Origin of the sequence: Actinoplanes sp. NPDC024001 (assembly GCF_040638955.1) — a bacterium.
Classification (GTDB): Bacteria; Actinomycetota; Actinomycetes; order Mycobacteriales; family Micromonosporaceae; genus Actinoplanes.
The window spans coordinates 1-19,672 of record NZ_JBEZZB010000179.1 but is presented as its reverse complement, the minus strand read 5'-3'; the positions used below and the strand labels follow the sequence as shown (position 1 = coordinate 19,672).

Here is a 19,672-nt window from a genome sequence, read left to right as displayed (position 1 = left end):
TCGACGTCATCTGGGCACTGCTGCGCGACGGCCGTGAGTTCCACCCCTCACCGCCGATCACCGCGAACGCGGCTTGACATGGTCATTGAAACTCCTTCGACGGTGAGCGCGACCGATTGCGGGCGGCGCCCCCTAAGGATACATTTCCTATCTGCTAAGTAGGCTAGACGCCGGGCGGCGAGACGCGCGTCTCATACCGGAACGACGACGGAGGCAACGAAATGACGGGAATCGTGGTGGTGTCCGGGAACCCGCGCGCCGGGTCGCGCACCTCGGCGCTGGCGATCGCGGTGGGCGGGGCCGTCGCCGACCGGCTCGGGTCGCCCGCGCCGACCGTGATCGAGGTCGGTGACCTGGGCGCCGGCCTGCTCACCCCGGACGACGAGGCGACCCGGGCCGCGGTGGCCGCGATCACCGAGGCGAACCTGCTGGTCGTCGCGACGCCGACGTACAAGGGCAGCTACACCGGTGTGCTGAAGGTCCTGCTGGACCGGCTGCCGGCCCAGGCTCTGGCCGGCAAGCTCGCGGTCCCGGTGGTGACGGCCGGCGTGGCGCCGCAGGCGGCCGCCGCCGAGGCCCTGCTCCGGCAGCTGTTGGTCGAGCTGGGCGCCATCGCGGTCCGCCCCGGCCTTGCGGTGGTCGAGGCGGATCTCGGCGAGTCGGCGGTCATCGCGCAGAAGTACGCGGCTGCTCTGGACTGGTGAGGGTGAAGGTCCTGGTCACCGTCCCGCGCCACACGTCGGTGAACCGGGCCGTGAAGGTGAACGCGGCGCCCGCCTCCACGGTCGGCACCCCGCTCAGCACCCCGGCGGCGGACAGCGTCAGGCCGGTGGGCAGCACACCCGAGTCCAGCGACCAGGTCCCCGCGCGGGAGTCGGTCACCGCCAGCCGGGCCTGGTAGGCGGCGCCGGCGGTCATCGCCGGCAGCGTCGCCGTCGCGATCACCGGCGCGGTCGCCTGGACCGGGATCACCACGGTACGGGTGGCCGCCTGCGGCACGTAGTCGGTGAACCGGACCGTCAGCCGGTAGCTGCCCGGCTGCGTGGGCGTGCCCCGCAGATAGCCGGTCGAGGTCAGGCTCAGCCCCGGCGGCAGCGTGCCCCCGGCGACCTGCCAGGTTCCCCGGTTCGTGGTGGTCCGCCCCATCCGGAACTCGTACGGCCGCAGCACCGTGGCCGTGCCGGCCCGCGACGTCGTGATCGCCGGCGCCTTCGGCGGCGGCGGGACGTAGAGCAGCCGGTCCGGCGACCCGGCCCGGCGGGTGACCCGCCCCTTCGTGCTGTAGCCGACCAGCTTGGCCCGCACCTGAGCCGGCGTCAGCCCGGGCGCCGCGTCCAGCAGCAGCGCCGCGGCCCCCGCGACGTGCGGCGCCGCCATCGACGTGCCGCTGTAGGCGCCCCGCGCGGTGTTGCTGCTCGCCACCGCCGAGACGATGTTGACGCCCGGCGCGAAGATGTCGACCGCGCTGCCGTAGTTGGAGAACACCGCCCGCCGGTCCTTGGCGTCGGTGGCGGCCACGGTGATCGCCTCCGGCACACCGGCCGGGCTGTCCAGCGCCGCCGGGACGTTCTCGTTGCCGGCGGCCACCACGAAGGTGATGCCCACGGCGATGGCCTCCTGCACCGCGAAGTCGAGCGCCGGGCTGTAACCGCCGCCCAGGCTCATGTTCGCCACCGCCGGGTGCACGGCGTGAGCGGTGACCCAGTCGATCCCCTCGATGACGTCGGAGAGGGTGCCCTCGCCCCGGCAGTCGAGCACGCGCACGGCCACCAGCTTGACCTTCTTGGCGACGCCGTACGTGCTGCCGCCGATCGTGCCGGCCACGTGCGTGCCGTGCCCGTTGCAGTCGTCGGCCCGCCGGTCGTTGCCGACGAAGTCGTAGCCGTACGACGCCCGGCCGCCGAACTGCTGGTGACCGGCCCGGATCCCGGTGTCGATCACGTAGGCGTGCACGTTGTCCCCGTCCGCGGACGGCAGGTAGGACTTCGACAGCGTCCGGCCGCGCTGGTCCAGCCGGTCCAGCCCCCAGGTGGGTTTGCGCTGGGTGGCGCTCAGGCGTACGACACGGTCTCTCTCGACATGGCGCACCGCCGGGTCGGCGGCGAGCCGCTGGGCCTGCGCCGCGGTCAGCTCGGCGGCGAAGCCGGGAAAGCGGCCGAAGGTGCGCAGCACCCGGCCGGCGCCGATGCTCTGCGCCGAGACGCCGGCCGACCGGTGCTTCATCGTGACGATGTAGCGATCGGTGACCGGGGCGGCCAGCGCCGCGGGGGCCAGGAGGGCCGTGGAGGCGGCAACCGCCGCGGTCAGGACGGCGCCGAGGGTCTTACGCATGCCCCGCGTGATCGGTCGTGGCCCTCCCGGGTTGAGAGATGTCCCGGGTGCTAGCCGGCGTGATGGGCGAGCAGCGCCAGGCGCACCCGGTTGGGGCTGCCGGTCTTGCTCATCAACGCGGTGATGTGGGTCTTCACCGTGGTCACCCCGATGTGCATCCGCTCGGCGATCTCGGTGTTGCTCAGACCCTCACCGACCAGGTCGAGGACCTCCTGCTCGCGTGCGGTCAGGTTGGCCGGCCCGCGCGGGGCCGTGGCCGGCCGCGCGTCCACCGCGCGGCGCACCAGCCGGCGCAGGACCTCCTGGCTGAACGGGCTCTCCCCGGACGCGGCCTGCCGGATGCCGCTCAGCAGCTCCGCCGGTGGCGCGTCCTTGAGCAGGAAACCGCAGGCGCCGGCTTGCAACGCCGGGTAGAGATGGTCGTCGTCGCCGAACGTGGTGAGCACCAGCACCCGGGCGGCCGGGCGGGCCGCGACGATCCGGCTGGTCGCGGTGATCCCGTCGACGCCGGGCATGCGCAGGTCCATCACGATGACGTCGGGCGCCAGCCGGGCGGCCAGCTCGACCGCGACCCGCCCGTCACCGGCCTCGCCGACCACCTCCATGCCGGGTTCGGCGTCGCAGAGCATCCGCAGGCCGGCCCGGATCAGCTGCTGGTCGTCGACGAGCAGGACCCGGATCACGCGGGCTCTCCCGGCAGCATCGTGCCCACCCGCCAGCCGCTGCCGGACGGTCCGGCGGCCAGCACGCCGCCGAGCACCTCGACCCGCTCGCGCATCCCGGTCAGCCCGTGCCCGCCGCCCGGCGGCGCGGCCCGGGTGCCCGCGGCGACGGAACCGCCGTCGTCCGCCACCTCCCAGGAGACGTCGGAACCGTCGACGGTCACCCGCAGCCGGGCCCGGGCCGAAGCGCCCGCGTGTTTCGCCACGTTGGTCAATGCCTCCTGGGTCAGGCGGAGCACGGCCAGGCCGCGAACCGCGTCCAGACCGCCCACCGCCGGGTCGATCTCGGCCTCCACGATCACGCCCGCCCGGCGGGCGATCTCCACCGCGCCGTCCAGCGCGGCGGGCAGCGCGGACGGGTCGATCGCGGTGAGCGAGGCGTCGCTGCGCACACCGTCGGGGTCGCGCAGGACGGCGACCAGCCGGCGCAGGTCGGCCAGGGCGGCGGTGCCGGTGCGGTGCACGTCGTCGAAGACCTCGGCCACCTTCGGTTCCAGCCCGGGCAGCACGTGCTGGGCCACGCCGACGCGCAGCACCATCGACGCGATGTGGTGGGCGACCACGTCGTGCAGCTCGCGGGCGATCGCGCTGCGCTCGTCGGCGCGCGCCGCCCGGTGCTCGGACTCGCGGCGCCGCTGCTCCTCCTCGGCCCGGCGGGCGGCCTGCACGCCCAGCTCCCGGGTGGTCCGCCCGACCGTGCCGATCAGCACCGGCAGGCCGAGGCTGGTGGCCAGCCCGACCAGTTCCTCCAGGAGCCCGTCCGACGACTGCGGCACCGCGAAGGCCAGGTAGACCACGGCGACGAAGGCGGTGCCGGCCCAGACGTAGGCGTAGCGCGGCGCCCAGAAGGCCAGCTCGCCGAGCGCCCATCCGGCACCCACCTTGTTGATCGTGGTGTCGGTCAGGATGACCATCGCCACCGCGAAGAGGGCGGTCTGCACCAGTAGGTTCCACACCCGCCATCGGTGCAGCAGCAGTCCGGCGGTGAAACCGAGGACCGCGAGCACCCACTGCGGCCCGGTCGGCGGCTGATCGGTCCGGCAGGTGACCAGCAGGTAGGCCAGGCCGCTGACGTCGAGCAGCAGCATCCGCGGGAACGTCTCCCGCACGTTGAAGAGACGGCCCGCCCAGGTCATGCCGCTCAGCCTAGGCGCTGCGGCCACCGCGGGCGCACCGCCAGGTAGGCGGCCAGGCCGAGCGGTCCGAGCAGAATGGTGAGCAGCAGTATCGGGGCCATCACCAGCGCCGGCACGCCCCGCTCCCGGCTGTCCAGATAGGACCAGCGGCCGACGAAGAGGTCGAAAGCGATCATGTGTGCCCAGCCGGCCGCTGCCCCGTCCGCGCTGCCGAGAAGCCGGCGGATCCCGCCGAGCGTCGGGTTGGTCACCGCCGGCCAGACCTCGCCGAAGGCCGGGATGATCAGCAGCGCGTAGATCACCACGATCGGCAGGACGATCAGCGGGGACGAGACGACGCGGGTGGTCCAGGACCATTTCGGCAGCAGGATCATCAGCGCCCAGAACGGCGCGGCCAGCAGGAACGTCAGCTGGAACAGGATCTCGGTCACGACACTCTCCTTCTGACCGCCGCGGTGACCGCCGCGGCGGTCACCGCCACCAGGCCGGCGAACGCGGCCATTGTCAGGGCATCCGGCTTCAACAGCGGCTGCCCGCGCAGCGCCTGCCAGGTCAACAACAGCACGAGTACGGTGTACGCGCCGCCCGCCACCAGCAGCAGTCGTGCCCGCACCCGCTCCGGCCGGCCGGTCCACCGCCCGAGGGCGTAGGCCAGCAGCGGCAGGGCCTGCAGGGCGTGCAACCCGACGAAGTGGCTGATCCGCAGATCCCCACCGGTGGTGCTCCACCCGGTGATCGGCATCGACGGCCCGCCGTCCGCGACCCCGACCGAGTGCGCGCCGATCGTGCCGCCGGCCGTCTCCTGCGAGGTCATCAGGAAGGCGAGACCCATGCCGAGCAGTGAGATCGCCAGCCCGAGCCGGATCGCGTAGGCGGCCGGCCGGTTGGCGATCCGCTGGCGCAGCGCGGCCACGCCGATCACCACCTGGGCGAAGAAGAGCACCATGATCGAGGTGCCCATGGCCGACCAGAGCGCCGCGTCGAACGGCGTGGCGACGTTGTAGTGGCTGGTCGTCCCCCGGATCACCTGGATCACGATGATCGCGAGTTCGAGAACGGTCACCCCGACGATGATCACGCCGGCCCACTCGGCCGGGCGGCTGCGGCGCGGCAGGATCGCCAGCATCCAGGCCAGCGTCCAGGCGTAGACGGCGAACGAGACGCCGAACTTGAAGGGCTTCAGCCAGATCGGCACCCCGGTCAGGATCCGGCCGTCGGCGAAGACGCCGACGGCGGAGACCAGGGCCAGCCCCGCGCAGGCCACGGTGAGCCAGAGCAGCGGGCGGTTCCAGCGGACCGGACTGCGCAGCGCGGGCGAGTTCCGCTCGGTGGTGGAATCGATGGCGGTCATGACCTCAGGGTCGTGGTCACGGCCGCCCGGATCGCCCGACCGGCGGCCGTATCGGCGGCCGGTGGTCGGAGCCCTTCTCCTCCCCTGGTAGGAGGGGTTAATACTGACGCCGTGCAGCATCACACCCCCGGCATGACTGACTTTCCCGCGGACGACTCCGGACGGCGCAGCAGCAGCGCCTTCGGCCGGGCCGTCGTCGCCGACGCCCTCCGCCACGTCGATCCCCCCGCCGCCGCGGCCGCCGAGCAGGAACCGGACTGGCGGCGGAACTATCTGCGCCACTTCCGGGCTCTGGTGGAGGTGGGTCTCGCCGCGGACGGGGCGGCCGGCTACGAGATCGCCGAGGCCGGCCTGGCCTCCGTGCACGCCCGGATGCGGTACCGCCGCGATGACGGCGAGTTCTCGCTGGCCCAGGCCCTGCTGGCAGCGCCGGACAAGCCGCTCGGCACGGTCGAGGTGACCGGATCCGCCGAGCCGGAACGGGAGCTGGTCCTGCCCTACCGTGGCGAGCTGCTGCGCGGCGACAAGCTGCACCGTCGGCTCGACGCCTGGGTCGCGGCCGGCGTCGTCGAGCCGACCTGCGCCGAGGCGGTCCGCGAGGTCGCCGCCAACCCGGACTGGCTGGACCTGAGCGACCAGCACCTGGTCGCGCTGGGCGCCGGCGCGGAGATGGGCCCGGTCGCCGCGGTGCTCGGCTGGGGCGGCACGGTTCTCGCGGTCGACCTGCCCCGTCCGCAGCTGTGGGACCGGATCAGCACCGCCGCGTCGGGCAGCGCCGGACGGCTGCTGGCCCCGGTGGCCGGCGACGGGACGCCCGGCGCCGACCTGCTCAGCGACCTCGGCGCGGTGGCGCAGTGGCTGCTCGGCTTCGACGGCCGGCTGATCCTCGGCAACTACGGGTACGCGCCGGGCGCCGCCTATCCGAAACTCGCCGCGGCCGTGGACGCGCTCGGCACCCACCTGCGGGAGCAGCGGCACGACACCGCGCTGGCCGTGCTCGCCACCCCCACCGACGTGTACGCCGTACCGGCCGAGGCGGTCGCGCAGGGCCGTGCCCGCTATCAGGACCGGTCCCGGCTCGCCCGGGTGGCCGGCGCCGTCTCGCGGCACCGGATGCTGCGCCCGAACTATCCGTGCGACGTGGCGCCCGGCATCAACGACAGCCTGGTTCCGCAGCAGGGCCCGAACTACGCCCTGGCGAAGCGGATCCACCGGTGGCGGGCCACCGTCGCCCGCCGGGACGGGGTGGTGAGCTTCGCGGTGGCGCCGCCCACCCGGACCCGCTCGGTGGTCAGCAACCGGCTGCTCGCGGCCGCGTACGCCGGCGCCCACCTCTTCGACGTGGAGATCTTCGAACCGGCGACCGCGAGCAAGCTGATGGCGACCCTGCTGGTGCACCAGATCCGCAAGCCCCGGACCGCACGCCCGGCCGCCTGGGAGGACGAGACGATCGCGGCCGCGCACGGTGGCCTGTGGCGGGTGGCCTATCACCCGCGGACCGCGCTGCCGCTCGCCGCCGTCCGGGGCTTCCTGCCCGGATGAGCACCGCGGGTGTGGTGCTGGCGGCCGGCGCCGGCCGCCGTTACGGGATGCCGAAAGCCCTGGTCCGGCACGGGGACCGGCTGCTGGTGCAGCACGCCGCCGACACCCTGCGGGCGGCGGGCTGCACCCGGATCGTGGTGGTCCTCGGCGCCGCGGCCGACGAGGTACGCGCGGCCGCGCCCGATCTGCCGGAGACGGTGGTCAACCCGGACTGGGCCACCGGCATGGCCTCCTCGCTGCGGGCCGGCCTGGCCGCCCTCACCGGCACCCCGGCGACCGCGGCCCTGATCCTGCTGGTCGACATGCCCGGCGTGACCCCCGAGGCGGTCCGCCGGGTGATCGGCCACTCCGCACCGGACGCCCTGGTGATGGGCGGTTACGGCGAGCGGCGCGGCCACCCGGTGCTGCTCGGCCGCGACCACTGGGCCGGGGTGGCCCGGACCGCGACCGGCGATCGCGGCGCCCGCGATTACCTGCGCTCGCACGAGGTCCGGACGGTTCCGGTCGGTGACGTGGCCGACGACTACGACATGGACACTCCGTGATCTCGTAGTCACGCAAAATTACAGGCAACCTTTTGCTGCCGGGACGCCACTCCTGGGCATGTTCAACAATCTGCGGAAGCGGTGGCGTGCCGGTGTAGTGGCGCTCGCCGCGGTCGGCCTGGGTCTCGGCGCGGTGGTCTACACCCAGGGCGCCTCGGCGGCGTCCTTCCCGTCCGCCACCGGTTCGGTGAAACTGACCGCCAGCAAGCCGGTGTCCGGCACCCTCGACGGCGGCCTGAAGCGCTACTACGGCAGCGGCGCGCTGGGCAGCGAGTCGCAGGACGAGGGCCAGGACCCGCTCTTCGTGCTGGCCGACGGCGCCACCCTGAAGAACGTGATCATCGGCTCGCCGGCCGCCGACGGCGTGCACTGCCTCGGCACGTGCACGATCGCCAACGTGTGGTGGGAGAACGTCGGTGAGGACGCGGCCACCTTCAAGGGCGGCTCCAGCGCCAAGTACACGGTCAGCGGGGGCGGCGCCAAGTCGGCCGACGACAAGGTGTTCCAGCACAACGGCGGCGGCACCCTCACCATCAGCGGCTTCCAGGTCAGCGGCTTCGGCAAGCTCTACCGCTCCTGCGGCAACTGCAAGACGCAGTACAAGCGGACCGTCGTGGTGAAGAACGTGACCGCCACCGCCCCGGGCAAGAGCCTGGTCGGCATCAACACCAACTTCGGCGACACGGCCACCTTCTCCGGCGTCACCATCGTCGGCGACAGCAAGAAGAAGATCTCGATCTGCGACCGGTTCACCGGCAACAAGACCGGCGCGGAGCCCAAGAAGACCGGCAGCGGGCCGGACGGCACCCACTGCAAGTACACCAGCGCCAACCTGACCTACAAGTAACCGGCGAGGTCCCGCAAGGACCCGATCCGCTGTGATTCGTCGTGCGGACCGCTCCCCTGCCGGTCCAGGTGCACCGCTGACAGTCCGGCGGCCCGCGCCGCCAGCACGTCGAATTCATGCCTGTCGCCGACGCTGAGCACTTCCCCGGGTGCTATCCCCCAGCTGGCGCAGGCACGCAGGAAAGCGGCCGGGTTCGGTTTGGCCACACCCAACTCCTCGGGTGTGCACACCAGATCGAACCCGGCCAGCTTCATCCGGGCCAGTTTGCCGCGCTGCTGGGCCGCGCCGCCGTTGGTGAGCACGGCACACCGCAGACCGGCGGCGGCCACCAGCTCCAGCGCGTGCGCGGCGTCGTCGAAGGCGCGATACGAGGCCTCGTACTCGGTCAGGAAGCCGTCGAAGATCGCGTCGAGGTGCTCGTCGTCGTACCCGATCCCGATCGTGGGCAGGAAGTCGCGGAGCCGGCGGCGACGCTGCTCGCGGAAGTCGATCTCTCGTCGCCGCCAGGCGACGAGGTGCCGCTCGGCGATCTCGTCCCAGAGCGCGTGCACTTCCGCGTCGTAGCGCGCCCCCAGCGCCGGCAGCCAGGCCGCCAGCGCGGCCGCCACCGACGCGTCATGGTCGCCGAGCGTGCCGTCCAGGTCGAAGAGCACCCCACGCAAGATCATGATCAGAGGGTACGGGCGCGCAGCCGGCGCAACATGCGTGCGTCCCCGAAGCCGACGGCTCGCGCGGCGGCCTCCATCGTGGACCCGTGCCCGATCAGGTACTCGGCCCGCTCCACCCGCAGCACCTGCTGGTAGCGCAGCGGGGTGCGGCCGGTGGCGGCGGTGAACAGCCGGGTCAGGGTCCGCTCGCTCACCCCGGCGCCGGCGGCCAGGTCGGCGAGGCGCAGCGGCTCGGCGAACGCGGCGTCGATCCGGTCCTGCACCCGGTGCACCACGTCGCTGAGGTGCGCGCGGTGCCGCAGCATCGCGCTGTGCTGCCGCTCGTCGCCGTTGCGCCGGGCGTAGACCACCATCTCGCGGGCCACCCGGGCGGCGACGGCCGGGCCGTGCCGCAGCGCCACCAGGTGCAGCGCCAGGTCGATGCCGCTGGCGATGCCGGCCGAGGTGACCACCCGGTCGTCGACGACGTAGAGCACGTCGCGGACCACGGTGGCCGCCGGGTGCCGCCGGGCCAGCCGGTCCTGCAGGTCGTGGTGGGTGGTGCAGCGCCGCCCGTCGAGCAGCCCGGCCCGGCCGAGCGCGTCCGCACCGGCGCAGACGCTGGCGACCGTGCCGCCGGCCGCGTGGTGCGCGGCGATCCGCTCCAGCGTCTCCGGGGCGAAGTAGCCGTGCCCGTCCCGCCAGCCCGGCACCAGCACCAGGTCGCCGGGGGTGAGCGCCGGCCAGTCCAGGTCGGCCTGCAATCCCACGCCCTGCCAGGTGGGCACCGGGGACGCCTCGGCCACGTAGCGCAGGTGGTAACCGGGCGCGCTGGAGAACACCTGCGCCGGGCCGGCCAGGTCCAGCAGGTGCACCTGTGGCGTCAGCACGAAGACCACCTGGCTCACGATCCGGTCACACCCCGACAAGCTCCGCGACGGTACGGACGGTGGCGAAGCGGCCGGCGAGCGCGTACTCGGTCCGGGTCACCACGTCCTCGGCGGAGAGCGTACGCGGGTCGGCCAGCAACTCGGCCACGGTCGGGTCCTGCGGGGCGTCCCGGTGCGGGATCGGGAACGTCGCGGTGGCGTCGGTGACGAAGGTGACCGCGTAACCGAGGTCGGAGGCGACCCGGGTGGTGGTCTCCACGCACTGCTCGGTGCGCAGGCCGCAGAGCGTCAGCGAGCGGATCCCCGCGACGGTGAGCCGGTGCTGCAGGTCGGTGCCGGTGAACGCGTTGTGCACGGTCTTGACCAGCACCGGCTCGTCCGGCGCCGGCTTCAGCTCGTCCACCACCCGGACGTGGCCGCTCTCCGGGTCGAAGACGCCGCCGGTGCCCGGCTCGGCGTGGACCACCCAGATCACCGGCTCGCCGGCGGCCCGCGCGGCCTCCACCAGCCGGCCGACGTTGCGCACCACCTCGGGGTTGTTCACGGCCGCCCAGAGCGGCCGGGCGCGGAACGATTCCTGGACGTCGATCACGACGAGAGCGTTGGTCATACCGGGAATTCAACGCCGCCACCCGGCCGCGGATAAGGCACCATCACGCCCCGGCCCGGAACGATCCGGTCAGCGCTGGCGAGCCGCGGAGCGGGACCGGGCGTACTCGAGGAGCCGCTCCACCTCGGCGGCCGTCGCCGGTCCGGGGTTGACCACGCTGCCCCAGCCCTGCACCGCGTAGGCGGGGTGCGGGACGAGCCGGTCCGCCACGGTGAAGTCGATCTCGTCGCGATGCTCGGCGAACTCCTCCGGCCCGAAACCGAAGGCGCGGCGGAACTCGGCACGCCCGAGCTCGATGTTGAGCCGGTAGACACCGGGCCGGTCCAGCTGGGAACTGGTGTCGAAGTCCGGGACGTCGTGCCGGACGATCGTGGCGAACGGTCGCTTGCGGTCCGCACCGGCGAAGAAGAACCGGTCGCCCCAGGTGTAGTCGGGCATCCCGGAGCCGGGTTCGATCACGTGCTCGCTGACCCCGGGCAGGCTCAGGATCCGGGCGGCCGTCTCGGCCACCGGATCGTCACCGGCGCTGACGTGCATGATCGCGTCACTCCTCTCGATCGTTTCCGGGTCCAGCGGGAAGTACTGCGGCTCGGCGGTCACGCGCGGGCGGCCCCGCACAGCCGCCGGCGTGAACCAGCCGGTGCCGGAGAGCGACGCCTCGAACGAGCCGGGCTCCGGATCGGCCAGGCCGAGCGACGGGCTCGCCCCGAGGCTCCCGGCGACGAACACGTAACCGGAGCCGAGCACGGCCGCGACCGTCGCGCCGGCGCTGAACCACTCCAGGTCCATCCCGGCCAGCTTCCACCGGCTCGGGTGCGCCTGCAGGTGGCGGTTGTGCGCGAAGACCAGCGTGGGCCCGCGGTCGTGCTCCTGTTCCAGGATGTCGAGCAGGTTCTGCGCCATCAGGGCGTCGCGGACGGCGAGCATCCGCGAGGTGCGCTCGGCCGCCGGGGCCGGGTCGGCGGCCACCGCGTGGTGGCGGAGCAGCCCGAGGGCCGCGATGCCGTTCACCCTGGCCCGGTGCCAGTCCGCCACCGAGGTGCGTTCGATGAGGCGGGGCGCTTGGGCGTACAGGAGGGTCAGGAGATCGTCGGTCCGGACCCGCAGCGCGGCTGCCTCGGGTGACCGGCCGATCGATCGCGCCGGGTCGAGCTGGGCGGCCGGGTCGCTCCAGCGACCCTCGTCGCCGGCCAGCCGGTCCACGTCGGACGCCGGCTCGCCCAGGTAGTCGCAGAGGTTCCGCAGGTAGCGGGCAGGGCTCGCCGCCGACATCATCTCCAGTGGGGCGTCGAAGCCGTGGAAGGAAACCTGATCGGCCTCCGGCACCTTCTCGTTGTGGGTGCGCAATCGGGCGACGAGGTCGCGGTTGCCGGTCAGGTGGCCGAGGCCGTGACTCAACCCGGACGCCAGGTCGACGGTGTCCCGCCGGCCGCGCACGAAGTCGTCCACCGCCAGGCCGGCGACCCGGTCCGACTCCAGCACGACGGACCGGAAGCCGAGCTCGATCAGGACGTCGAGGATCTCGTTGCGCAGGCGGGGGAAGGCGGGTTCGAGGTGGGTGGGCTCGCCCAGGGCGAGCAGTCGCGGGGCTCGCGATCGGATGAGGGCGCGCAGCTCGGATTCAACAGCCATGACCTTCACCGTATCGTTGAACCTGCTGTTGAGAGTTCGACCTCGAACACCAGGGGAGCGAGACGCTGAAGGCTCAAAACGGAGTGCACCGGCCAGTCGATCTGGCCCGGCGGCACGGCCTGTCCGCCCAGGCGGTGCGCAACTACGAGCGCGACGGCGTGATCCCGGCCGCCCGGCGCACCGCGAGCGGCTACCGGGTCTACACCGACCTGCATGTGGGCGCGCTCAGCGCCTATCTTCCGCTGGTTCAGGGGTACGGGTACCGCACGGCCGGCGTGGTGATGCGGGCGGTCGACCGCGACGACCTGGAGTCGGCGTTCGCGGCCGTCGACGCGGCACACGTCCAGCTACAGCGGGACCGGGAGACCCTGGCAACCGTCGCGTCCGCGGCCACCGTCCTGGCCGGCGCCCCACCGGCGCCGCCCGGCGACCGGCCGCTCCCGGTCGGGGCGGTCGCCCACCGGCTCGCCGTCACCCCGGCCACACTGCGCAAATGGGAACGTGCCGGGATTCTCGTCCCGGTCCGGGACCGGCACACGCACCACCGGGTCTACTCCCCCGACGACGTCCGCGACGCCGAGCTGGCACACCTGCTGCGCCGCGGCGGATACCGGCTCGACCACATCGCCGCGGTCCTCGACCAGGTGCGCAACGCCGGCGGGGCGGAACCGCTGGCCGCCTCCCTGGCCGGCTGGCAGGACCGGCTCACCGCCCGCGGGCGGGCCATGCTGACCGGCTCGGCCCGCCTCGCCGACTACCTGGAACTGAGGGAAGACGTACGCCGCCCCGCCCGCGGGGGTTGACGGGCGGGGCGGCGGTCCGATGGGGATCAGCGAGGGTAGTCGCGGTAACTACCGGTGTAGTAGTCCCCGACCTGTTCGCGGTACTCCGGCGTCTCGAAGGTGTCCTTGTCGTACTCCGGAGAGTTCTTGATCTGCTCCTTCGTACGGTCCACGTACACCTTCCGCTCCGAGTGGTCGACGGTCTGCACCGTGCCGGCCGGCAGGAGAACCTTCCGTCCGAAGATCCACGGTCCGGTGTCGACCACCAGGAACGCGCTACCGACGTCGTAGCTGGCCCGGTCGATCGAGCCGATGTGACCATCGGTCGCCTCGACCTTGTAACCGACCAGGTCCACGCCGGTTCGCCCGCCCTCTTCGACGCTGTCCGCGGCAGCCGGGTCGTAGGTGCCGGCCAGGCTCGACGGGTCACGCCAGGACCACGGGGTGAACGGCGTAGGTTGCATCACGGCCTCCTCAAATCGATGAATCTGCCGTTGCCCATGCCGTACCCGCCCCTCTCCGGCCCGAAACCGGCAGGCCCTCACCGGTGGATGTCACCGCCGGAGAGCGCGGCCAGATCCGCCCGGGTGGGCAGGCCCTCGCAGTCGCCGGGCACGGTCACCGCGAACGCGCCGGCCGCGATCGCCGTCCGCAGCCGCTGCTCGGCATCCGCGCCGGCCTGGCGGTCGGCCAGATAACCGGCCACGAAGGCATCGCCGGCGCCGACCGGGTCGATCGCGGTCACCGGGAGGGCGGGCACCTGGAACCGCGCCCCGCCGATCAGCGCCACGCAACCGCGCGCCCCGTCCTTGACGATCACCTCGGCCGGGCCGAGTTTCGCCAGGCCCTCGGCCGGGTCCGGGGAGTCCACGAAGATCGCTGCCTCGTCCGGGCCGGCGAAGACCACGTCGGCGCGGCTCACCAGGTCACGCAGCACCGGGGCGGCGTCGAACCGGGACCACAGCTTGCTGCGGTAGTTGACGTCCACCGACACCGGCACCCCGGCCGCGCGGGCGGTGTCGACCGCGCTGAAGACCGCGGCGCGGGCGGTGTCGCTCAGCGCCGGGGTGATGCCGGTGACGTGCACGATCCCGGCCGCCTCGATCTCGGCCACCGGCACGTCCGCCGGGGTCAGCCGGGAACCGGCGCTGCCGGCACGGTGATAGTCGGCGTGGATGAACTGGGCCGAGCGCTGGAACCGGATCATCAAGCCGGTGAACGCGTCGTCGGGGATCGCGATCGTTCGTACCCCGAAGGAGCGCAACCGGGAAGCGATGAGCGCGCCGGTGGCGTCCGGGCCGATCCGGCCCAGCCAGGTGGCGTCGCCGCCGAGGCGCGCCACACCGATGGCGACGTTGCTCTCCGCGCCGGCGACGCCGAGGGTGAAACCGCGGGCGCTCTCCAGCGTGCCGATGCCGTCGGCGGCGAAGATGCCCATCGACTCACCGAAGGTGAGGATCCCTGGGCCGCTCATGAGCGTGCGAAGGCAACCGCGTCGGCCGCGTGCCGGGCCCGGGTCGCGAGGGCGGTGAGACTTCCGCCGGTGGCGGCGTCGCCGACCAGCGGACCGCCGAGGCCGACCGCGGCCGCGCCCGCGGCGATCCACTTGGAGATGTCGTCGAGGCCGACCCCGCCGGTCGGCAGGATCCGCACGCCGGGCAGCGGGCCGTGCAGGTCCTTGAGGTAACCGGGGCCGAGGCCGCCGGCCGGGAAGAGCTTCACCAGCGGGGCGCCGGCGAGGTGCGCGGCATAGACCTCGCTCGGCGTGAACGCGCCCGGATAGTGCGGCACCTGGATGCCGTCGAAGGTGCCGCCGACCGGCGACACCAGGAAGGTGGCGCCCGCGTCGACAGCGGCCTTGGCCTCGTCGGGGGTGAGCACGGTGCCCGCGCCGATCACCACCGAGTCGGGCAGCTGGCGGCGCAGGCCCGCGATCGCCTCGATCGCGCCCTGCGAGGTCAGCGTGACCTCCAGGGCGGTGATGCCGGCGGCGACCAGCACATCGGCCACCGCGGCGAAACCGTCGGAGGTCGGGGCACGGAGGATGGCGAGCAGGCCGCTGTCGACGATGGCGGCCGAGACAGGATCGAGGGGTGCGTGTAGATCGGTCACCCTTCGATCCTGCCGGATGCAACCGTTTGCAGCGAGTCCCCGTTTACCCGCCGAGCAGCTTTCCGATCGTGTTGAGCACGTCCGCGTAGAACGTGCCGCCGATCGTGCGGAACAGCTGGAACGGCTTACCCGGGCTGCCGAAGAACGGGCGCAGCGTCCAGGCGAGCTGGGTGCCGACGAAACCGAAGAGCAGGATCCAGATGTAGAGCAGCGTCATGCTGGCCGGGCGCTCGCCGGCGGGCAGCTCGGCCGGGCGGGCGCCGACGTCGGAGAGTCGCTTCACCGGCGCCGGGGCCGGGGCGGTGAGGACGGCCCCGTTCTCCTTCGGCGCGGTGGCCGTCTCCGCCGCCGGCAGCTCGACCATCGGAACGGGCAGGGCCTTCGCCTGCGTGGCCACCCTCAGCTGGTGCTCGTTGAACGCGGCCATGCCCGCGGTGAGGAAGCGCAGACCGACCAGCGCGGTGAGGATCAGGATCGCCACGTTCAGCAGCTTGAAGAACGAGTAGCTCTGGGCGGTGATCAGGAAGAACAGGCTGATCGGCGCGAACGCCAGGGTCAGCACCGCGGTCACGGTGATCGACACCATGATCAGGGTGAGCGCCTGGAGCACCGAGAGCTTCGCGCCGAAGACCAGGTTGAACAGGTAGAGCGTGGGCAGGCAGATGACGAGCGTGGCGAGGAACAGCAGCGGCAGCTTGACGAACGACGAGGCCGCCTGGAGCAGGCCGTTCGACGCGCCGAGGACCGCTCCGTAGAGCGCCAGGCTGAGGGCCGAGCTGACCAGCATCTGCCCGGTGAGCTGCTTGAGGTCTCGCTCCTCGATTATCTGGCGCCAGATGCCGTCGCGATCGCGCAACAAGCGCTCGATCACGAGGAGGCTGTTCCCACTGGGGTTCGCCATCATGTCTCCCGAGGTGGTGGGGGGAAAGGCCGCGGAGGCTACCCTGACGCCGTGACAGATCCGACGCTCAGGGCCTCCGATGCGGAACGGTACCGTATCGTCGCCATGCTGGAACAGCACACAGCAGCCGGGAGGCTCTCCCTCGACGAGTACGCCGAACGCGTCGACCGCGTGCTGGCCTGCCGAACCCACGGCGAACTGGCCGCGGTGACGGCCGACCTACCGGCCCAGGAGAAACCCCGGGAGGAGAGCCGTCACCTGCTCTGGGCGTTCCTCGCCGCGGCGCTCGTGCTGGTGCTCTTCACCGTCGTCCTGGGACTCGCGCGCTGAGCAGACCGCGCACCATCCCGTTCGGAGACTCGATCACGTCCGGCGGGGTGTCCCGGATGCCCAGCTCCTCCCGGATCGCGACCTCGAACTGCTGCATGACCAGCGGCACCTGAGCGAGCAGCTCCCGGAAGTGGGTCTGCGGCTGGACGCCGACCACCCCGGCCGGGTTCATCTCGCTGTGCAGCCGCTCCAACTGCAGGTGCACGGCCAGCGCGGCGCTGCGCACCGGCCCCGAGGCGAGCAGGCGCACCGGCATCAGGGCCGGGCTCACCTCGTCCAGATAGGTCAGCGTGCTCGGCGTGCGCTCCCCCGCCTCGTACGCGGCCCGCAGCCGCTGGGTGGCCCGCTCGAACGCCGCCAGCAGCTGCACATAGGCGGCTTTGCGTTCCTCGTACCACTGCCGGGTGCGGCGTCGCCGGCTCAGCAGATTGTCGTTACGGGCGGTGACGAGGAGCGCCACGGCGGCCCCGGCCAGCGCGAAGACGACGGCGATCAGGGGCAGTCCCCACCACGGGATCTGAGACACGTGTTCACCGTATCGACCCGGCACCCGGGCGGTCGTCAACCACACCCCGGGCCGCGCGGCGCGCCGTAGCCCGGCGGACCGGTTCCGCCCGCGTTCGCCACGCATCGATGCCCGCCCGGCCAAGCGGTTCGCCTGTGCGCCATGCGCGGCAGGTCAGGTTCGCGCGCGGGCCTGGGCCGCGTCGATGGCGTGGACCGCTTCGTCGGTCACCTGGGCCGCGGCCAGCAGCGCCCCGCGCCGGCGCAGGGCGGCCACCCGCTGCGGGCCGAGCCGTTCGGCGGCCGCGGCCCGGGCCCGGTCCAGCCGGGCGGCCTCGGCCGGGTAGAGCACGGCCGGCGGTAGGGCCGCGTCGAGCAGCACCGCGGTCTCGTCCGCGCCGACCCGGACCAGCAGCACGATCAGGTTGCGCAGGGCCGTCGCGTGCAGGGTGTCGTTGCCGGCCCGCCGCCACAGGCGGAGCACCTCCCGGAACGCGGCCAGCGCCGGCGCCGGATCCCCGTGCCGGCTGCGCACGGCCACCGCGGCCGTCCCGGCGGCCGCGTGGAAGAGCCGGTCGTCGACCGATCCGGCGAGTTCCGCCGCCTCGTCGAGCAGCGCCAGGGCCCGCGGCGGGTCGGTGTCGGCCAGGGCTTCCCCCAGCCCGTACCGGGCCTCGGCCCGGGCGCTCGGATTCCCGCTGGCGTCGGCCAGGTCCATCGCGGCACCGGCCAGCTCGGCTGCCTCGGCGGCCTGACCCGACCAGACCCGCACCAGTGCCTCACCGACCAGCCCGGAGACCCGCGCGACGGGCTCACCACCCATGGCCCGGTAGTGCGCGATCGCCGCCTCGGCCTCGCAGGCGATCAAGGCCACGTCACCGAGCACCTCGTGCGCGGGCGCGCCGGGCGGATCGGCGGCGCCCGCCAGTTTCCGGGCCTCGTCCAGGTCGCCGCGCCCCCAGGCGTACGTGGCAGCCGCCGCGAGCGCGTCCGGATGCGCGGGCCCGTCGATCGCCGAGCGTCCCCAGGCCAGCACCTCGTACTGCTGGCAGTGATAGCCGTACCGATACATCGCGGCGGCCAGCCGCACCCGGACCTCGGCCGAACCCCGCGCGAACGCCAGGCGCAGGTCGGGCAGCAGCGCGTCGATCTCCCGCACGGCGGCGGCTTGGTCCGGCCCCCGCATGCGCTGGTCGAGTTCCTCCGCCGCCGCGGCCATGGCCGCCGCATGCCGCGCCTCGGTCGCCGCACGATCGCCACCCGCGGCCACGACCGCATGCCGGCCGACGCCGGCCCCACCGACACGCGAAGCCGCGCGCTCGAAGTGCCCGCCGTCGCCGCCCGCTCCCGCGTGCCGAGAAGACCCGCTTTCCCCGCCGACATCCCCACGCTCAAGGGACCCGGCGCTGCCGCCGGCACCCTGACGCTCGGACGGTCCGGCGTTCCCGCTGCCGTGGCCCAGGCCCGCCGCATGGCGGGCCCGGTGCCCGGCGCGACGCCGGCGCGCCGAGCGGGTACCACCGGCGTCCACCGGCTCCTCGACCGCGGCCTCCTCGACGGCCTCCTCGGCAGCCGCCAGCTCCGTCGCATAGGTCCGCACGGTCTCCAGCAACCGGAACCGCCCCGGCCCGTGCCGCGCCACCAACGATCGGTCCACCAGGCCGGCGAGCAGCGCCGCGATGCGCGCCCGGGGCAGCATCTCGTCGGCCGCCACCTCCTCGGCCGCCGCCACCGAGAACCCGCCCGCGAACACCGCCAGCCGCCGCAGCAACCGCCCGGAGGGCGGGTCCAGCAGCCCGAACGACCACTCGACCACCGCACGCAGGGTCCGATGCCGGGGGTCACCACCGCGCATCCCGCGGCTCAGCAGGTCGAGCCGGTCGTCCAGCCGGGCATGCAGCTCGGTCACGCCGAGCGACGCCGCCTGCGTGGCGGCGAGCTCGATGGCGAGCGGCAGCAGATCGAGCCGTTCCACGATCTCCCCGACCGCCGGCGTCGACGGCACCCGCGCCCGCTCGCAGAACAGCCGCCGGCCCGCCTCCACACCCAACGGTCCGAGCCGCAGCACCCGCTCCCCGTCGACCCGCAGGCTCTCCTGGCTGGTCACCACGACCCGCACGCCCCGCAACGCCTCCGCCAGCTCGGCGGCCGCGCTCAGCACGTGCTCGCAGTTGTCCAGGACGACGACCGGGAACCGCTCCGCCGCCGCGGCGATCACCGCGACCGGCACGTCGTGCGGCGCGACCCGCGCGCCCACGCCGACCGCCACCGCCGCCAGGAAGTCGGCCTCCCGCACATCGGCGGCGTCCACCCAGGCCACCCGCGGCACCGCGCGCACGGTTTCCGCCACCAGCCGGGTCTTGCCCACACCGCCGGGCCCGACCACGCTGACCAGCCCCGGCTCGGCCAGCAGCCCGGCCAGTTCCCGCTGCTCACCCTCACGCCCGAGAAAGGACGAGAAACGCAACGGCACGCCGGTCCGCTCACTGTCCGCAGTCCCCGGCCAACCCCGATGAGGTACGCCTGACGAAAAGTCCCGTCGATCCGCAGCAACCTGGGAGCCCACTCCCGGCCGCCCGGCCCCCGCCGGGCTTATGCGGTGGTCACCCGGGCCGGCCCCGGCGTCTCCACCGGCATTCCCCGCCGCGAGAGCAGGCACCACGCGGCCGGCCGCAGAAGCCGGCGCCGGCGGTGGCTGATCGGCGGCGGACAGGAGCGCCGAGCCGGCAGCAGCGGACGGCAGCACCGAGCCGGCAGTGGCGGGCGGCGGCAGCACCGGGCCGGCAGTGG

General features: G+C 73.4%; 21 protein-coding genes. 6 read left to right on the top strand and 15 right to left on the bottom strand.

The window, feature by feature from the left end:
• Positions 1–221: 221 nt before the first annotated feature.
• Positions 222–704 (top strand): NAD(P)H-dependent oxidoreductase, encoded by a 483-nt coding sequence (locus AB0F81_RS42685; RefSeq protein WP_360208179.1) that lies wholly within the window; start codon positions 222–224, stop codon positions 702–704.
• Here AB0F81_RS42685 and AB0F81_RS42680 read toward each other — a convergent pair.
• Genes AB0F81_RS42680 through AB0F81_RS42660 form a run of 5 tightly spaced genes read right to left on the bottom strand, consistent with a single transcriptional unit; the run spans position 667 to position 5,540 of the window.
• Positions 667–2,331 carry a S8 family peptidase gene (locus AB0F81_RS42680; protein WP_360208176.1) on the bottom strand — a complete coding sequence of 555 codons (1,665 nt, stop codon included), beginning with the start codon at positions 2,329–2,331 and terminating at the stop codon, positions 667–669. The genes AB0F81_RS42685 and AB0F81_RS42680 overlap by 38 nt on opposite strands.
• Before the next feature lie 50 nt (positions 2,332–2,381).
• Positions 2,382–3,014: a response regulator transcription factor gene (locus tag AB0F81_RS42675; RefSeq protein WP_360208174.1), complete on the bottom strand. Its 633-nt coding sequence runs from the start codon at positions 3,012–3,014 to the stop codon at positions 2,382–2,384.
• Positions 3,011–4,189 carry a histidine kinase gene (locus tag AB0F81_RS42670; RefSeq protein ID WP_360208172.1) on the bottom strand — a complete coding sequence of 393 codons (1,179 nt, stop codon included), beginning with the start codon at positions 4,187–4,189 and terminating at the stop codon, positions 3,011–3,013. Before AB0F81_RS42670 ends, AB0F81_RS42675 begins: the two co-directional genes overlap by 4 nt.
• 5 nt (positions 4,190–4,194) lie before the next feature.
• Positions 4,195–4,620 (bottom strand): ABA4-like family protein, encoded by a 426-nt coding sequence (locus tag AB0F81_RS42665; RefSeq protein WP_360208170.1) that lies wholly within the window; start codon positions 4,618–4,620, stop codon positions 4,195–4,197.
• Positions 4,617–5,540 carry a hypothetical protein gene (locus AB0F81_RS42660; protein WP_360208167.1) on the bottom strand — a complete coding sequence of 308 codons (924 nt, stop codon included), beginning with the start codon at positions 5,538–5,540 and terminating at the stop codon, positions 4,617–4,619. Before AB0F81_RS42660 ends, AB0F81_RS42665 begins: the two co-directional genes overlap by 4 nt.
• Positions 5,541–5,672: 132 nt before the next feature.
• Between AB0F81_RS42660 and AB0F81_RS42655 the strand changes: the two genes are divergently transcribed.
• From AB0F81_RS42655 to AB0F81_RS42645, 3 genes are read left to right on the top strand one after another with little or no spacing between them, the layout of a single operon-like run.
• Positions 5,673–7,082, top strand: coding sequence for a hypothetical protein (locus AB0F81_RS42655; protein ID WP_360208164.1), 1,410 nt, complete (start codon positions 5,673–5,675; stop codon positions 7,080–7,082).
• Entirely contained in the window at positions 7,079–7,627 is a 549-nt protein-coding gene (locus tag AB0F81_RS42650; protein ID WP_360208162.1) for a nucleotidyltransferase family protein, read from the top strand. Before AB0F81_RS42655 ends, AB0F81_RS42650 begins: the two co-directional genes overlap by 4 nt.
• Positions 7,628–7,685: 58 nt before the next feature.
• Positions 7,686–8,474 carry a pectate lyase gene (locus tag AB0F81_RS42645; RefSeq protein WP_360208159.1) on the top strand — a complete coding sequence of 263 codons (789 nt, stop codon included), beginning with the start codon at positions 7,686–7,688 and terminating at the stop codon, positions 8,472–8,474.
• Here the strand turns inward: AB0F81_RS42645 and AB0F81_RS42640 are convergent.
• The 4 genes from AB0F81_RS42640 to AB0F81_RS42625 form a co-directional block, all read right to left on the bottom strand.
• The gene (locus AB0F81_RS42640) at positions 8,465–9,142 is read right to left on the bottom strand and encodes an HAD family hydrolase (RefSeq protein ID WP_360208157.1); all 678 of its coding nucleotides are present in this window, start codon (positions 9,140–9,142) and stop codon (positions 8,465–8,467) included. The two genes, AB0F81_RS42645 and AB0F81_RS42640, sit on opposite strands and share 10 nt — an antisense overlap.
• Before the next feature lie 2 nt (positions 9,143–9,144).
• Complete coding sequence (locus tag AB0F81_RS42635; RefSeq protein ID WP_360208154.1) at positions 9,145–10,029, bottom strand: DJ-1/PfpI family protein; 885 nt, start codon at positions 10,027–10,029, stop codon at positions 9,145–9,147.
• A 7-nt stretch (positions 10,030–10,036) separates the two neighbouring features.
• Positions 10,037–10,621, bottom strand: a complete 585-nt coding sequence (locus AB0F81_RS42630) for a cysteine hydrolase family protein (RefSeq protein ID WP_360208152.1) — start codon at positions 10,619–10,621, stop codon at positions 10,037–10,039.
• Positions 10,622–10,690: 69 nt separating this feature from the next.
• Positions 10,691–12,253, bottom strand: a complete 1,563-nt coding sequence (locus tag AB0F81_RS42625) for a DUF6194 family protein (RefSeq protein ID WP_360208149.1) — start codon at positions 12,251–12,253, stop codon at positions 10,691–10,693.
• Positions 12,254–12,336: 83 nt separating this feature from the next.
• Between AB0F81_RS42625 and AB0F81_RS42620 the strand changes: the two genes are divergently transcribed.
• The gene (locus AB0F81_RS42620) at positions 12,337–13,056 is read left to right on the top strand and encodes a TioE family transcriptional regulator (protein WP_360208147.1); all 720 of its coding nucleotides are present in this window, start codon (positions 12,337–12,339) and stop codon (positions 13,054–13,056) included.
• Between the two features lie 26 nt (positions 13,057–13,082).
• On the opposite strand, the gene AB0F81_RS42615 is transcribed toward AB0F81_RS42620, so the two are convergent.
• From AB0F81_RS42615 to AB0F81_RS42600, 4 genes are all read right to left on the bottom strand, one after another.
• Positions 13,083–13,499, bottom strand: coding sequence for a PRC-barrel domain-containing protein (locus tag AB0F81_RS42615; protein WP_360208145.1), 417 nt, complete (start codon positions 13,497–13,499; stop codon positions 13,083–13,085).
• Between the two features lie 77 nt (positions 13,500–13,576).
• Positions 13,577–14,509 carry a sugar kinase gene (locus AB0F81_RS42610; RefSeq protein ID WP_360208142.1) on the bottom strand — a complete coding sequence of 311 codons (933 nt, stop codon included), beginning with the start codon at positions 14,507–14,509 and terminating at the stop codon, positions 13,577–13,579.
• Positions 14,506–15,147 carry a bifunctional 4-hydroxy-2-oxoglutarate aldolase/2-dehydro-3-deoxy-phosphogluconate aldolase gene (locus tag AB0F81_RS42605; RefSeq protein ID WP_360208139.1) on the bottom strand — a complete coding sequence of 214 codons (642 nt, stop codon included), beginning with the start codon at positions 15,145–15,147 and terminating at the stop codon, positions 14,506–14,508. The genes AB0F81_RS42610 and AB0F81_RS42605 overlap by 4 nt, the downstream gene beginning before the upstream one ends.
• A 43-nt stretch (positions 15,148–15,190) precedes the next feature.
• Positions 15,191–16,018, bottom strand: a complete 828-nt coding sequence (locus AB0F81_RS42600; protein ID WP_360208136.1) for a hypothetical protein — start codon at positions 16,016–16,018, stop codon at positions 15,191–15,193.
• Between the two features lie 81 nt (positions 16,019–16,099).
• Between AB0F81_RS42600 and AB0F81_RS42595 the strand changes: the two genes are divergently transcribed.
• Positions 16,100–16,378: a DUF1707 domain-containing protein gene (locus tag AB0F81_RS42595; protein ID WP_360208134.1), complete on the top strand. Its 279-nt coding sequence runs from the start codon at positions 16,100–16,102 to the stop codon at positions 16,376–16,378.
• Here the strand turns inward: AB0F81_RS42595 and AB0F81_RS42590 are convergent.
• Positions 16,350–16,904, bottom strand: coding sequence for a hypothetical protein (locus AB0F81_RS42590; RefSeq protein ID WP_360208131.1), 555 nt, complete (start codon positions 16,902–16,904; stop codon positions 16,350–16,352). The two genes, AB0F81_RS42595 and AB0F81_RS42590, sit on opposite strands and share 29 nt — an antisense overlap.
• A gap of 153 nt (positions 16,905–17,057) precedes the next feature.
• Complete coding sequence (locus AB0F81_RS42585) at positions 17,058–19,355, bottom strand: hypothetical protein (protein WP_360208128.1); 2,298 nt, start codon at positions 19,353–19,355, stop codon at positions 17,058–17,060.
• Positions 19,356–19,672: the final 317 nt, after the last annotated feature.